The sequence below is a fragment of the Streptomyces sp. NPDC045470 genome, from assembly GCF_040646595.1.
GTDB lineage: Bacteria > Actinomycetota > Actinomycetes > Streptomycetales > Streptomycetaceae > Streptomyces.
Genome location: NZ_JBEZAN010000003.1, coordinates 626,540 through 639,554, shown reverse-complemented (window position 1 = coordinate 639,554; position 13,015 = coordinate 626,540). Strand labels below are relative to the sequence as shown.

General features: G+C 72.5%; 12 protein-coding genes. 6 read left to right on the top strand and 6 right to left on the bottom strand.

The genetic code is table 11. The features are described from left to right. Positions 1-89: 89 nt before the first annotated feature. From AB0A97_RS13110 to AB0A97_RS13090, 5 genes are all read right to left on the bottom strand, one after another. A complete protein-coding gene (locus tag AB0A97_RS13110) occupies positions 90-1,793 on the bottom strand; it encodes an APC family permease (RefSeq protein WP_361148366.1) in 1,704 nt (567 codons plus the stop codon). Beyond that, complete coding sequence (locus tag AB0A97_RS13105; protein WP_361148364.1) at positions 1,790-3,259, bottom strand: aldehyde dehydrogenase family protein; 1,470 nt, start codon at positions 3,257-3,259, stop codon at positions 1,790-1,792. The genes AB0A97_RS13110 and AB0A97_RS13105 overlap by 4 nt, the downstream gene beginning before the upstream one ends. Positions 3,260-3,500: 241 nt before the next feature. After that, positions 3,501-5,072: an AMP-binding protein gene (locus tag AB0A97_RS13100; protein ID WP_361148362.1), complete on the bottom strand. Its 1,572-nt coding sequence runs from the start codon at positions 5,070-5,072 to the stop codon at positions 3,501-3,503. Between the two features lie 441 nt (positions 5,073-5,513). Next, positions 5,514-5,819 (bottom strand): putative quinol monooxygenase, encoded by a 306-nt coding sequence (locus tag AB0A97_RS13095; RefSeq protein ID WP_361148360.1) that lies wholly within the window; start codon positions 5,817-5,819, stop codon positions 5,514-5,516. Between the two features lie 122 nt (positions 5,820-5,941). Beyond that, positions 5,942-6,517 (bottom strand): 3-hydroxyanthranilate 3,4-dioxygenase, encoded by a 576-nt coding sequence (locus AB0A97_RS13090; protein ID WP_361148358.1) that lies wholly within the window; start codon positions 6,515-6,517, stop codon positions 5,942-5,944. 144 nt (positions 6,518-6,661) lie between these two features. Between AB0A97_RS13090 and AB0A97_RS13085 the strand changes: the two genes are divergently transcribed. The 4 genes from AB0A97_RS13085 to AB0A97_RS13070 all read left to right on the top strand — a co-directional run bounded on the left by AB0A97_RS13085 (position 6,662) and on the right by AB0A97_RS13070 (position 10,659). After that, positions 6,662-7,750 carry an NAD(P)-dependent alcohol dehydrogenase gene (locus tag AB0A97_RS13085; protein WP_361148356.1) on the top strand — a complete coding sequence of 363 codons (1,089 nt, stop codon included), beginning with the start codon at positions 6,662-6,664 and terminating at the stop codon, positions 7,748-7,750. 90 nt (positions 7,751-7,840) lie between these two features. Continuing rightward, the gene (locus tag AB0A97_RS13080; RefSeq protein ID WP_361148806.1) at positions 7,841-8,608 is read left to right on the top strand and encodes a serine/threonine protein kinase; all 768 of its coding nucleotides are present in this window, start codon (positions 7,841-7,843) and stop codon (positions 8,606-8,608) included. A gap of 17 nt (positions 8,609-8,625) precedes the next feature. After that, positions 8,626-10,158: a protein kinase gene (locus tag AB0A97_RS13075; protein ID WP_361148354.1), complete on the top strand. Its 1,533-nt coding sequence runs from the start codon at positions 8,626-8,628 to the stop codon at positions 10,156-10,158. A 159-nt stretch (positions 10,159-10,317) separates the two neighbouring features. Beyond that, on the top strand, positions 10,318-10,659 hold the full coding sequence (locus AB0A97_RS13070) for an SH3 domain-containing protein (RefSeq protein ID WP_361148352.1): 342 nt from the start codon (positions 10,318-10,320) through the stop codon (positions 10,657-10,659). Between the two features lie 133 nt (positions 10,660-10,792). On the opposite strand, the gene AB0A97_RS13065 is transcribed toward AB0A97_RS13070, so the two are convergent. Then, complete coding sequence (locus tag AB0A97_RS13065) at positions 10,793-11,296, bottom strand: hypothetical protein (protein ID WP_361148350.1); 504 nt, start codon at positions 11,294-11,296, stop codon at positions 10,793-10,795. 322 nt (positions 11,297-11,618) lie between these two features. On the opposite strand from AB0A97_RS13065, the gene AB0A97_RS13060 reads away from it, so the two are divergent. After that, positions 11,619-12,080: an SCP2 sterol-binding domain-containing protein gene (locus AB0A97_RS13060; protein ID WP_361148348.1), complete on the top strand. Its 462-nt coding sequence runs from the start codon at positions 11,619-11,621 to the stop codon at positions 12,078-12,080. A gap of 361 nt (positions 12,081-12,441) precedes the next feature. Next, positions 12,442-12,957 (top strand): lytic polysaccharide monooxygenase auxiliary activity family 9 protein, encoded by a 516-nt coding sequence (locus AB0A97_RS13055; RefSeq protein ID WP_361148346.1) that lies wholly within the window; start codon positions 12,442-12,444, stop codon positions 12,955-12,957. The last annotated feature ends 58 nt before the right edge of the window (positions 12,958-13,015 follow it).

Sequence of the window (13,015 nt, the reverse complement as noted above, 5' to 3'; positions counted from 1 at the left end):
CGCCTCGGCTTCCGCGGGGACGCGCCCAGGCCCGCTGATCATGCCGGCTCCCCATTCCTCGGAGATCCCGTCCGGCAACGGCGCCTCCGTCAGGACGGCGACGTGCCGGCCGGGCCCCCGGGCTCGTCCGCATGGTCCTCCGAGGCGTGCCGACCCTCCCCGTCCTCCGGGGTCTCGGCGGCGTGGCCGGCCAGGACGCAGGTGCGTTTCCGCTGGACGAACCAATAGTAGGTGAAGCCGCCGACGGCGACGATCCCGACGAAGAGGATCGCGCCCCAGCGCAGGTACCAGTGCTGCGGGCCGGTCGCGTTGTAGACCTCGGGGCGCGGCCAGGCGAGGTTGGTGGCCATCGCGGTGCCCCACAGGACGGCGAGAATGTTGACCGGCAGCCCGAACTTGCCCAGCGAGAACTTGCCCTGGGCCGGTTCCCACTGGCCGCGCAGCCGCCGTACCAGCAGCGGCACGGTCACCATCAGGTAGGCGACGTAGATCATGATGATCGCGATGCTGGTGATCACCGAGAAGATCTGCGGCTGGTTCACGTTGATCAGCAGGATGCAGACCGCGATGCACCCGATGATCACCGCGGGCGCCACCGGCGTCTGGAAGCGCGGGCTGACCCGGGCGAGCAGCGAGGCGGCCGGCAGGTTGGTGTCCCGGGCCATGGCGAACGCCAGCCGGATGCCGGCGGTGTGCACGGCCAGCGCGCACACCGTGATCGCGATCACCACGCACCACAGCATGATCTGGCCCATGGTCGAGCCGAGGGTGCTGAGCACGACGTACTGGAGCCCGTCCACGGACAGCTCCTTGGCGTGCAGGTCGGGGGTGGCCAGCAGGGCGAACAGCAGGATCAGCCCGCCGATGAGGAACGAGGCGGACAGGGCCCGCAGGATCGCGCGCGGCGCGTTGCGGCCGGGGTCCTTGGACTCCTCGCCGAGGGACGACGCCGTGTCGAAGCCGTACATGACGTAGGCGGAGGCGAGGCACGCGGTGAGGAACGCGCCGAGGTAGCCCAGCGACTGGCCCTCCGCCAGCCCGTAGGTCTCGGTCAGCGCGCTCGGGGGGCGGGTGATGTGCGCGGCCAGCAGCACGATCAGGGCCAGCGCGGCGATCAGCTCGATGGCCACGCCGGCGGAGTTGATCTGGGCCATCAGCTTGACGCCGAAAGCGTTGACGAGCGTCGTGAAGAGGACGAGGACGGCGCCGAGGAGCACCGCGTTGGCGGCGTGGTCGGTCCGGCCGCTGCCGTCGCCGATGAACTGGAAGAACGAGGAGATCTGCGGCAGCGTCACCTGGTAGGCGAGCGCCACGGCGGCCAGCGACACCATGGTCGCGGTCATCATCATCCAGCCGCCGAGCCAGCCCACGTGCGGTCCGCCCAACTGCTTGGACCAGTTGTAGACCGATCCGGCCACCGGGTAGCGGGCGGCCAGCTCGCAGAAGCACAGGGCCACCATCAACTGGCCGCAGAAGACCATCGGCCAGGACCACCAGTAGGCGGGCCCGCCGTGGCTGACACCGAAGTAGAAGAGCTGGAAGGTGCCGGTGAGGATGGAGATGTAGCTGATGCCGGCGGCGAAGGTGTGGAAGTTGCCGAGGGTGCGTTTGAGTTCGGGCTTGTAGCCGAGTTCCGCGAGCGACTCGTCGTCGTCGGGGCTGTCGGTGGCGGCGTCGGAGTCGTCTGCCGGTGCGGTGCCGTTGCCGTTCGCCTCCTCGTCGGCCGGTTTCCCGGGGTGCGCCGTGCCGCCGTCCGGTGCGGGGCCGCCCGCCGTCGGCCCGGTGCCGCTCACTCGAACCACCGCTGCGGCCGGGGCGCGGTGTTGCGCCAGACGTGCTTGGCCTCCTGGTACTCCCCGAGCCCGGCCGGGCCCAGCTCCCGCCCGACGCCGGACTGCTTCATGCCGCCCCATTCGGCCTGCGGTACGTACGGGTGGAAGTCGTTGATCCACACGGTGCCGGCGCGCAGCCGGGAGGAGACCCGGTGCGAGCGCTCCACGCTCTGCGTCCACACACCCGCGGCCAGCCCGTAGACGGTGTCGTTGGCCAGCGCGACGGCCTCGTCCTCGGTACGGAACCGCTCCACGGTCAGCACCGGGCCGAACGATTCGTCGCGGATCACCGACATGCCGGGCGAGCACTCGTCCAGCACCGTCGGCAGGTAGTAGAAGCCGTCCCGCAGGGCGGCGTCGTCGGGGCGTGCGCCACCGCAGCGCAGTACCGCGCCCTCGGCCAGGCCCGCCGCCACGTACTTCTCCACCTTGTCCCGGTGCTGCGCGGAGATCAGCGGCCCGCTGCGGGCGTCCTCGTCGAACGGCCCGCCCAGCCGGATCGCGCGGGCCCGGCGCACCAGCTCGTCCACGAAGTCGTCGTGCAGCCCGTCCTCGACCAGCAGCCGCGCGCCGGCCGAGCAGACCTGCCCGGAGTGCAGGAACACCGCCATCAGCGCGTAGTCGACGGCGGTGTCGAAGTCGGTGTCGGCGAAGACGATGTTGGGGTTCTTGCCGCCCAGCTCCAGCGCGATCTTCTTCACGGTGGGCGCGACGGCGGCCATGATGCTCCGCCCGGTCACCAGTCCGCCGGTGAAGGACACCAGGTCCACCCGCTCGTCGGTGGTCAGCGGTGTGCCGACGGCGGCGCCGGCGCCCAGCACCAGGTTGGCCGCCCCGTCCGGCAGCCCGGCCTCGACCAGCGTCCGCATCAGCAGGATCGCGGTGTGCGGGGTCAGCTCGCTGGGCTTGAGGACGAAGGTGTCGCCCGCGCCGACGGCCGGGGCCACCTTCCAGGCGGTCTGCAGCAGCGGGTAGTTCCACGGCGTGATCAGGGAGCAGACGCCGACCGGCTCGTACACCACCCGGCTGTCGACCTCCGGCTGCCCGGTGTCCACCACCCGGCCGTCGTTGCCGGAGGCGACCAGGTTGCCGAAGTAGCGGAAGCAGTTCGCGATGTCGTCCATGTCGTACTGGCTCTCCACGAACCGCTTGCCGGTGTCCAGCGACTCGGCACGCGCGTACGCGTCCTTGTCGCGCTCCAGCAGACCGGCCACGCGCAGCAGCAGCGCCCCGCGCTCCGCGGCCGGGGTGTGCGGCCACGGCCCGTCGTCGAACGCCGCGCGGGCCGCGGTGACGGCGGCGGCCGCGTCCGCCGCGCCCGCCTCGTCGACGGTGGCGACCAGCGTGCCGTCCGCCGGGCAGCGGATCTCGCGCACCTCCCCGTCGGCCGCGGCGGTCCACTGACCCCCGATGAACAGCTCCGGCATGGGTGAGCCTCCGTGCCTGTGCTCGCGGTCGGACGGCCCGGCCGGACAGCCCGTGGTGACGATCTGTGCGATCTGTGTACCGAGCGTAGGCGGGGGGTGGTGCGCCCGCACGGTGCGCTGCTCCGGGTGGCTGCCCCGGGAGGGCGCGGCGCGTCACGGACGCGGAGCCGCTGCCGCGGGCGGCGACGAGGACCGGCCCCCGCCTCCGGAGAGGCGGGGGCCGGTCCCGGCCGTGCGAGGGTCAGGCGGCGGTCGTGGCCAGCTCGCGCAGCTTCTTCTTGTCCGGCTTTCCGGCGTCGGTCAGCGGCAGCGCGTCGACGAACTCGATCCGGGCCGGCTCGTACATCGCGCCGCGCGCCTCGCGCACCATCGTGCGCAGGCCGTCCTCGTCGACGCTCTCCCCGGCGGCGGGCACCACGGCCGCGTACACCTGTTCCATCCGGTCCTCGTCGCGCACACCGAAGACGGCGCTCTGCGCGACCTGCGGGTGGGTGTTGAGGAGGTCCTCCAGCTCGGTGGTGTACACATGACCGCCCACCACGACGATCATGTCCTTGATCCGGTCGACGATGGTCAGGTAGTTCTCGTCGTCCAGGAAACCGATGTCACCGGTGTGCAGCCAGCCGTCGCGGAGCACCTCGGCGGTCAGCTCCGGCTGCTTCCAGTAGCCCTGCATGATGCTGGACGAACGGATGCAGATCTCGCCGTGCTCGCCGCGCGGCAGGTCGCGGCCGTTCTCGTCGCGGACCGCCACCTCGACGTTGGGCAGGATGCGGCCGGCCGACCGCAGCCGCTCCAGGTTGCCCGGGTCGTGCTCCTCGGCGGGCAGCACGCTGATCCCGCCGGCCTCGTTCTGTCCGTAGAACTGGACCAGCACCGGGCCGAAGCGCCGGATCGCGTCGGCGATGCGGGCGGGCGAGGACTGGCAGCCGCCGTAGGTCAGGCAGCGCAGGCTGGAGGTGTCGGTGGTGGCCGCGTCCGGGTGGTCGGTGAGCTGGTAGAGCAGCGGCGGCAGCAGGAACATGTGGGTGATGCGCTCCCGCTCGACGGCGGCGAGCACCTCGCCGGGCTCGAAGTCCTCGTGGAGCACCACCAGGCCGCCCTCGCGCAGGGTGACGTCGGCCATCATGCCGCCCGCGTGCGCCAGGGTGGTGCACACCAGGAGGCGGGCCGCCTCGTCGTCCGAGGGGCGCTCCCAGATCACCTTGGCGTCGCCGGCGTCCTCGTCGTTGTCGGCGACGAAGGAGCGGACCTGCCCGTAGGTGGTGCAGATGCCCTTGGGGTGGCCGGTGGTGCCGCCGGTGTGGCGGATGGTGCAGATGTCGTCGGGCTGCGCGAGGCTCGGGAACGGCTCGTCGCTCTCGGCGGCGGCCAGTTCCAGCAGGTCGGTGCCCAACTTCGCGGGGCCCAGGGTCAGTACGGTGGCCACCGGCGCCAGCGCGGTCAGCTCGGCGGCGCGGTCGTCGAAGCGCGGGTCGACGATCAGGGCGCTGGTCTCCACGTCCTTGACGATGGTGGCCTGCACGTCGGCGGAGAGCTTGTTGTAGAGGTGGTTGACCCGGCAGCCGATGAGGTTGGCGGCGTAACGGGCGGCGATGGTCTCGGGCAGGTTGCCGCTGAGCAGCGTGACGGTCTGGCCGCGGTCGATGCCCTGGTTCCGCATCGCGCGGGCCGTGCGGTGGACGAGGGCGCGGAACTCACCCGCGGTGACGCGTCGCCCTTGGTGCACCAGCGCCACGCGCCCGGGGTCGGTCCCCAGGGCGTCGAGGTTCTCCTCCACGTAGGTGCGGAAGTCGTGCGCGGTGTCGGGCATAGGTGATTCCTCCTTGATTCCGGGGCACGACGGATAGTTAGTTGCCCCGGACAACCATTTCCATGCTAACGGTCGTCGATCAAGGGTTCCAAGTTGGCACGAACGCCCGTTGGCGGGCCTTTTACCGAGGCGCGGACATTTGGCCAACCGGTCGGACCGCGCAGGGGCGCCCGTGGGGGCGGCGCCTCGTCCCCGGTGCTATTCCAGGAGTGCGAAGCGGCAGGTCAGGCCGGTGTCGCGGGAAGTCGGAGAGGATCGCGAGAATGGCCGGTCAACGAAGCGCGGGGTCGCTCGGGTGGTATACGGGCGTGAGCGGCCGCGCGCGCGGAGGCGGCGGCCGCTCACGTAAAAACAGAACGTCCGAAATGACGGACTCTGTGCCGGCGACCAATTGACGGAGTATTTGCCTTCCTTTTACGGGTGGCGCTCCGCGTGATGTGCCTAAAGCGTGGATTTGCCCGGGTCGCCCATCGGGACGGCGTCCAGGACGGCGACATCCATCGGCGCGGCGAGCAGGCCGCTCACCCCGGCGGCGATCCCGGCGAGCGCGGCACCCCGTGAGTGGGCGTCCAGCGCGGCGCCGTCCGCCCAGTTCTCCACGACCACCACCCGGTCCTCGCCCGCGTGGACCGCGTACAGCAGACAGCCGTCCTCCTCGTGGACGGCGGACGCGTGCGAGCGGAAGACGTCCAGCGCCGTCTCCAGCTCGCCGGGCTTCGTCCTGACCGTGGCGACAACGACGGGCATACCTGCGACCTCCAGGGCGAACGGAATGTCGAACGAACCTATCCCACCGGGGGGCCGGGACCGTAACACCAGGTCAGAAACCGGAACGTGTCGCGTCCGCCCGGCCCGCCGGACCGCGGGAGTCAGGTGGCGGCGCGCGTGCGGGGACGCATCCCGGCCGGCCACTCCCGGCCGGGGTGCACGGCGCCGCAGTGCGGGCAGCGGCGGTCACCGCCGTAGAACCTCTCGAACACCGGCGGCAGATCACGGACGATGGACCCCAGTTGGAGTTCGAAGCGGCGGACCAGACGGTGGCAGTCGGTGCAGTACCACTCGAAGCCGTCGAGCTGCCCGGCCGGCCGGGCGTACTCGACGACCATGCCGACACTGCCCGGCTCGGGCCGCTGCGGGGAGTGCCGTACATGCGGCGGCAGCAGGAAGACGTCCCCCTCGTCGATCCGGACGTCCCGCGGCGGGCGGCCCTCCTCCTCCATGATCCGCAGCACCATGCTGCCGCGTATCTGGTGGAAGAACTCCTCGATCGGATCGTCGTGGAAGTCGGTGCGCTGGTTGGGCCCGCCGACGACGGTGACCATCAGCCCGGACTCCTCCCACAACTGAGCGTTTCCCACCGGCGGTTCCAGCAGGTCACGGTGGTCCTCCAGCCACCGCTGGAAGTTGAAGGGACGGCCGTACGTCAGTTCCGGCAGCTTCGCCATGATGTTCAGTCCTCTTCCTGTGGTTCCTGCCTGTGGTTCCTGTCGTCGTCACGGACCGGCCGGGTACGCGATCGCCCGTGGAAGCCAGGGGCGCCGGACGGATCAGTGTTGAGCATGGCGGCCCGGAACCGCTAGGAAGGCCCCATGCGCATACGAGCAGCTCTGGTCGAAACGCCCGGCGGTCCCTTCACCGTCCGCGAGGCCGAGCTGGAGGAACCGAGGGCGGACGAGATCCTGGTACGGCTGACCGCCGCCGGCATCTGCCACACCGACCTCGGCATGCGGCAGGTCTGGCCTGCCGAACGGCTGCCCATGGTCTTCGGGCACGAGGGCACCGGAGTCGTCGAGGCGGTGGGCGAGGCGGTGACCACCCTCGCCCCCGGGGACACCGTGTGCCTGACGTACCGGAGCTGCCGCGCCTGCGAACAGTGCTCGGCGGGCGAGCCCGCCTACTGCGAGCACTCCGCGCTCCTCAACGCCGCCGGAACCCGTCCGGACGGCAGCTCCCCGCTCTCCCGTACGGACGGCTCCCCGGCCCACGGCGGGTTCTTCGGCCAGTCCGCCTTCGCCTCCCACTGCCTCACCACGGAGAGCAACACCGTCAAGGTCCCCGGGGACCTTCCCGCGGCCGTCGTCGCTCCGCTGGGATGCAGCGTCCAGACCGGCGTCGGCACGGTCCGTACCGTGCTGCGCCCGGCGGCGGGCACCACCCTGGCCGTCTTCGGCGCCGGCAGCGTCGGCCTGAGCGCGGTCATGGCGGCCGTCGCGGCGGACGTCCCCGTCGTCGCCGTCGAACCCCTCGCCGCGCGCCGCGCCCTGGCCAGGGAACTCGGTGCCACGGCGGTCGTCGACCCCGCCGGGGACGAGGTGGTGGCGGCGCTCCGGGATCTGACCGGAGGCGGGCCGCACTGCGCCATCGACACGACCGGGCGCCCGGCCGTGGTGTCCCGAGCGGTCCAGGCCCTGCGTCGGCGCGGCACGCTCGCCCTGGTCGGTATCGGCACGGCGGAGTTCGACACCTTGCCGGTGCTGACCAAGGGCATCACGATCCGGGGGGTGACCGAAGGCGACGCGGTACCGGCTGTGGCCATACCGGAACTGATCGGCCTCTACCGGCAGGGCAGGCTTCCGCTGGAAAAACTCGTCACCGAGTTCCCCTTCGCCGACATCGAGGCCGCCGCCGACGCCGCGTCGACGGGGCGGGTCGTCAAGCCGGTCCTGCGGACGGAGTGAGGTCGGCCGAAACCACCGCCCTGACATGACGGGGCGCCGCGGCGGCGCGTGGTACCGGTGGAAGTGCCGATGCGCGAACGGGGGAACGGCATGGACACCGTGATCGTACAACTGCCGGAACAGGCGGGGGACGGGTCGCACGAGCGCCCCGACAGGCCGCGGTTGCTGCGGCTCGGGCCCGGGGACACCGCGGACTTCGGGCGCGGCGCACCGGGCGCCCCGGTGGCCGTGCCGCTGTCCGACCCCGGTGTCTCGCGGCTGGCCGGGCAGCTCACCGCCGCCGAGGACTACTGGCGGCTGTCCAATTTCAGCCGGGTGGTCACCTACGTCGTCGAGAACCTGGAAGGCGCGGGGGAGCACGTCAAGGTCGCGCCGGGACGGCTCGGCGCGCCGGTGCCGTTCGAGTTCTCCCGGGTGCTGCTGCCGGCCGCCGAGGGGGAGGCGTCCTTCAAGGTGTTCGCGCCCGAACACGCTTACCTGGACGGCGAACCGTACGACGGGGTGGGTGAGCCCACGACGATCCCGTTCGCGCTCGACCCGACCTCGAAGTACTTCCTGGTGCTGCTGGCCCTGTGCGAGCCGCGCCTGCGCCACGCCTCCAGCGGCGCCGTACCGGGCGTCGGCGACGTGCTGGAGAGACTGCGGCCGCTGGAGACCTGCCGGCGGCTGACCCGCTCGGCCGTCAACTACCACATCGACTACCTGGCCTCGGTGAAGCTGCGCCTGCGGGCCGACGGCCCGGCGGACACGGAGGGCCTGGGCGGCGGCAAGCGCGACGAACTCGTCGCCTTCGCGCTGCGCTTCGACCTGGTCCGCGAGGAGCACCTCGCCCTGCTGACCCCGCGGGACGGACGGTGAACTGAGGGCGGACCGCGATGGACGGATCGGGAACCACCCCGCCGCCCGGCGTCCGGCCCGGCGACCGGGTCGGTGACTGGCGGCTGGCCGGGCCGATCGGCGAGGGGAGCTGGGGCAGCGTGTACGCCGCCGAGCGCGTCGGCGACGGCCGCCCGGCCGCCGTCAAGATCCTCCGCACCGACCTGCTGGCACCGGGCCAGCGGGCCTGGATGGACGAACTGGTACGCCGCGAGGTGCGCTTCAGCCTGGAGGCGGACCACCCGCACGTCGTACGGACGCATGCCGCGCTCACCGTCGCCGTTCCGGACCACCCGGAGCTGGACGGGCTCACCGCCCTGGTCATGGACCGGGCCGAACGCAGCCTGCGGGACGTGCTCGCCGACGCCGCCGGCCCGCTGCCGGACGCGCCCCGGATCCTTCGGGAAGCCGCCGACGGACTGGCCCACCTGCACGGGCGTGGCTGGGTGCACGGGGACCTGAAACCGGCCAACATCCTGCTGGCCCCGGACGGCACGGTCTGGCTCGCCGACTTCGGTCTCACCGCCGAACTGGAGGGCACCCACGCCTACGTACCGCCGCTCGGCTCGCTCGACCACGTACCGCCCGAATGGTGGTCCCAGCGCACCGGACAGCGCGGCACGACGGCCCGGCCCACGGCCGACATCTGGGCGTACGGCGTGCTCGCCCACCAAGTGCTCACCGGTGGCCGGCATCCCTTCCCCGGCCGTACCGCACGGGCCCGCGCGCTGGCCGCCCAGGCGTACGCGCACGGCGGCACGCCCTTGCGGTTGGGCAGCCAACTGCCGCCGGAGTGGCGGGAGCTGATCGCCGACTGCCTGCTGCCCGACCACGCGTCGCGGGCCCGGCACACCGCGGCCGAGCTGTCCCGGCGGGTACGGCAACTGTGCGACGCGCCCCGTGCCCGTCACCGCGCCCGCCGTGGCGCCGCACGCCGGCCGGTGCTGCTGACGGCCGGTGCCGCGTTGCTCGCCGCGGCAGCGGGCGCCGGTGTGCTGCTCACCTCCGACGACGGGCGGGGGAAGGCCGCCGCCGGGACGTCGGCGTCCGCCGCGCCGTCGGCCCCGGCGTCCGTGACCGGGACGCTGCCGGAGGACTCCGACGTACCGAGGGCGCTGCGGCCGTACATCACGACGGCCGCGCAGCGCTGTGCGGAGGAGGAGGTGACGCCGGCCCTGATCGCCGCCATGCTCAAGGCGGAGAGCGGCTTCGATCCGCGGGCGCGCCGCACGGACGAGTTCGGCATCGCGATGTGGACGCCCGCGGTGTTCCGCGCCTGGGCCGTGGACGGTGACCACGACGGCCGCAAGGACTACTGGTCGCCGCCCGACGCCATCGCGACCATGGGCTCCTATCTGTGCTGGCTCGACCAGCGTTTCAAGGCGAACGGGCTGCGCCGCGACCTGCCGGGGCTGATCGCCGCCGGATACCGCACCAGCAGCCGGGTCGTCATCGAGACCCGCGGCGTACCCGCCCGTACCCGCGCCTATGTGGACCAGGTGGCCCGCCACCTCGCCCGGTACACCCGCTGACACCGCCCTGACCTGCGCTCTTGCTGCGGCCCTGACAGACGTCAGGTACCGCTGCGGCCCGTACCGCCGCAGGGTGGAGCACGTAAGGCAGGGCGCTGCACGGCAACGGCAGCGGCCACCGCACGCAACGGGGAAGCAGAAACGGGAAGGAACAGCACCATGCGCAGGACCGCAGTCACCAGGACGATCACCAAGCTGGCCGTCGCGACCGCCGCCGCCGGCGCGCTCGCCGCCACCACCGGCGCCGCCCACGCCACCGCCCGCACGCCGGACACCGCCACCGCGTCGCACGCCGCGCGGCAGGCCGCCGCGGCGGTGTGCACCGTCAACGACAACGGGGTCAACTTCCGCGGCGGGCCCGGCGAGAACTTCCCGGTCCTGGGGAAGGTCAACGCCGGCCAGAAGCTGAACCTTCGGGGGCAGCAGGGCAACTGGGTCATGGGCGACCTGTGGGGCGGCCGCACCGGCGTGTGGATCCACGTGGCCTACCTGAACTGCTGACCGCACCACTGAGGACCGGCTCTCGGGGGACGCCGTGCCGGGTCCGCGCTGCACAGCGCGGCCCGGCACGGCGGCTGTGTGTACGGGCATCCGGCGGCCGCGCGCCGGGCGGCCCCTGCTCGGCGCCGGGCGGCTACTGCTCCGTGTCCGGCTCGATGTCGGTGATGCGCAGGGTGTTCAGGTCGGAGGTGACCAGCAGATGGGTGTAGCGCGGCTGCTCCGGGCTGCCCCAGGTGAGGCGGACCCGGGTCCAGGCACGGCCCATGGCGCTGTCGTTGTAGGTGACGCGCCAGGCCGTCGGGGTGTCCTGGCCGCGCAGCACGCCGTCCGCGTGCTCCCGCTGCTCCCAGTTCGCCAGCCGGGCCCGCAGCTCGGGGGTGAGGTAATGGCCGCGCAGCGCCTGGGCCAGCGCGCCGCGCCCGTCGTCGCTCACGGCGTCGAGGTAGCTGCCGTAGAAATGGGCGACCCGGTCGACGGCCGAGTCGGTGCGGCCGCTGCGGACGGGTGTCTCGGACCGGTCGCCGGCCGGCGCCGGGGCGGGCGCGGCGGTGGCGCTCGGTCCGGCGGGCGCGGTGACGGCGAGGGCCGACAGGGCGGCGGCCAGGGCGGCGCGGCGGACGGTCCGGTTTCCGGGCATGGTGACGCTCCTCCTCAGGGGTGTCTCCCCTCCCGCCGGCGCGCTGTGCGGGGCGGGGCGGCCGCCGGCCGGGTTGCGCTGCGCGGGAGGAGAGGCGGGTACGTCGCAACGGCCGCCTCCGCGCGGTACCCGGGTATCCGGCAGGCGGGCCGCCAACCCCTCGACGGCCGGGTGCCCCGGCGAACGGCGCGAACCGTGGCCCCGGCGGCCGGATGTGGCCGGTGCGGGAGCCGGGACGTGCCGGGTACGGGACCCGGCGGGCGCCGCGTGGTGCGGCGGGGGCACCATGCAGGGGAGACAATCATGCGACGAGGAGAGTGCCGTGGCCCAAGACGTCAGGTCGCTGCTGGCCGAGCTCGACTTCGCGAGCGTCACGCCGGAGGAGTTCGCGCGGATCGTGAAGGGGCTGTCCACCAAGGAGATCACCGCGCTGGCGCGGGGCGAGCTGCGGGACCGGGTGCTCGGTGAGGTCTTCGGCAGGATGGGACGGCAGTTCCGTCCCGACGCCGCGGCCGGGGTGCGGGCGGTGATCCGCTGGCGGATCACCGGCGAGCGGGAGGCCGTCTGGGAGACCGTCCTCGCGGACGGGGAGTGCACGGTGCGCCGGGGTGCCGGTACGGACGCGCCGCGGCTGACCATGGTCATGGGCGACGCGGAGTTCCTGCGGCTGGTGTCGGGCAACGGCAATCCGGTGACGATGGTCCTCACCCGCAAGATCAAGGTCTCCGGTGACCTGGGGCTGGCCGCGCACATGAACCGGTACTTCGACATTCCCAAGGTGTGAAGGACGGCCGGCCACGGTGTCCGGGAGGACCCGTACACGCCCAACGGCCCGCTCCGGCCCACGAGGTGAGGCGACATCCGCTTGTGGGGCGTGGGTGACGCCTGGGGCGGTACAAGGTGATGTCCGCCCCCTTGACCGGGGCCTGCCAATCGGTAAAGTCTAGACCAATTGGCGAGCGGGATTCCGGCCTTCCCCAGGTGGTCGGCACTGTACTCCGGGACGGCCGTGGTCCTCGCGCGTCGGCACCACACCTTCGCGTCACCCCACCCCCACCAGCGGGGCCCGCACGGACCGGACGCACCGCGCGACAGCGCCGGTACGTGTCCGTCCCGCGCCGGGCCCCCACCGTGAAGGAGTCGACATGCACCAGAAGAGAAAGATCGCCACGGCCGTCGGCGCCGCGCTGGCTCCGCTCCTCGTCGTGACCCTGCCCGCGAGTTCGGCGAGCGCCCACGGCTATGTGAACGCCCCGGCCAGCCGGCAGGCGCAGTGTGCGGCGGGCACCGTCTCCTGCGGAGACATCAAGTGGGAGCCGCAGAGCGTCGAGGGCCCCAAGGGTCTGAAGAGCTGCAGCGGCGGCAACGCCCGGTTCCGGGAGCTCGACGACGACAGCAAGGGCTGGAAGGCGACCTCGGTCGGCAGCTCCCAGGCCTTCACCTGGCGGCTGACGGCCCAGCACCGCACCAGCACCTGGCAGTACTTCATCGGCGGACGCAAGATCGCGGAGGTCGACGACCACGGGGCCAAGCCGCCGGCCACCGTCACGCACAACGTGAACTTCCAGGGCATCAAGGGCAAGCAGAAGGTCCTCGCCGTCTGGAACGTCGCGGACACCTCCAACGCCTTCTACGCCTGCATCGACGTCAACATACGCTGACACCAGGGCGGGGCGGCGGGCCCGCGCCCACCGCCCCGCCCCGTGGCCGCCCCGCGCC

Coding starts and splice junctions, on each gene's coding strand:
- AB0A97_RS13105 (WP_361148364.1), bottom strand. CDS start 3,259: ATGCCGGAGCTGTTCATCGGGGGTCAGTGGACCGCCGCGGCCGACGGG.
- AB0A97_RS13100 (WP_361148362.1), bottom strand. CDS start 5,072: ATGCCCGACACCGCGCACGACTTCCGCACCTACGTGGAGGAGAACCTC.
- AB0A97_RS13095 (WP_361148360.1), bottom strand. CDS start 5,819: ATGCCCGTCGTTGTCGCCACGGTCAGGACGAAGCCCGGCGAGCTGGAG.
- AB0A97_RS13090 (WP_361148358.1), bottom strand. CDS start 6,517: ATGGCGAAGCTGCCGGAACTGACGTACGGCCGTCCCTTCAACTTCCAG.
- AB0A97_RS13085 (WP_361148356.1), top strand. CDS start 6,662: ATGCGCATACGAGCAGCTCTGGTCGAAACGCCCGGCGGTCCCTTCACC.
- AB0A97_RS13080 (WP_361148806.1), top strand. CDS start 7,841: ATGGACACCGTGATCGTACAACTGCCGGAACAGGCGGGGGACGGGTCG.
- AB0A97_RS13075 (WP_361148354.1), top strand. CDS start 8,626: ATGGACGGATCGGGAACCACCCCGCCGCCCGGCGTCCGGCCCGGCGAC.
- AB0A97_RS13070 (WP_361148352.1), top strand. CDS start 10,318: ATGCGCAGGACCGCAGTCACCAGGACGATCACCAAGCTGGCCGTCGCG.
- AB0A97_RS13065 (WP_361148350.1), bottom strand. CDS start 11,296: ATGCCCGGAAACCGGACCGTCCGCCGCGCCGCCCTGGCCGCCGCCCTG.
- AB0A97_RS13055 (WP_361148346.1), top strand. CDS start 12,442: ATGCACCAGAAGAGAAAGATCGCCACGGCCGTCGGCGCCGCGCTGGCT.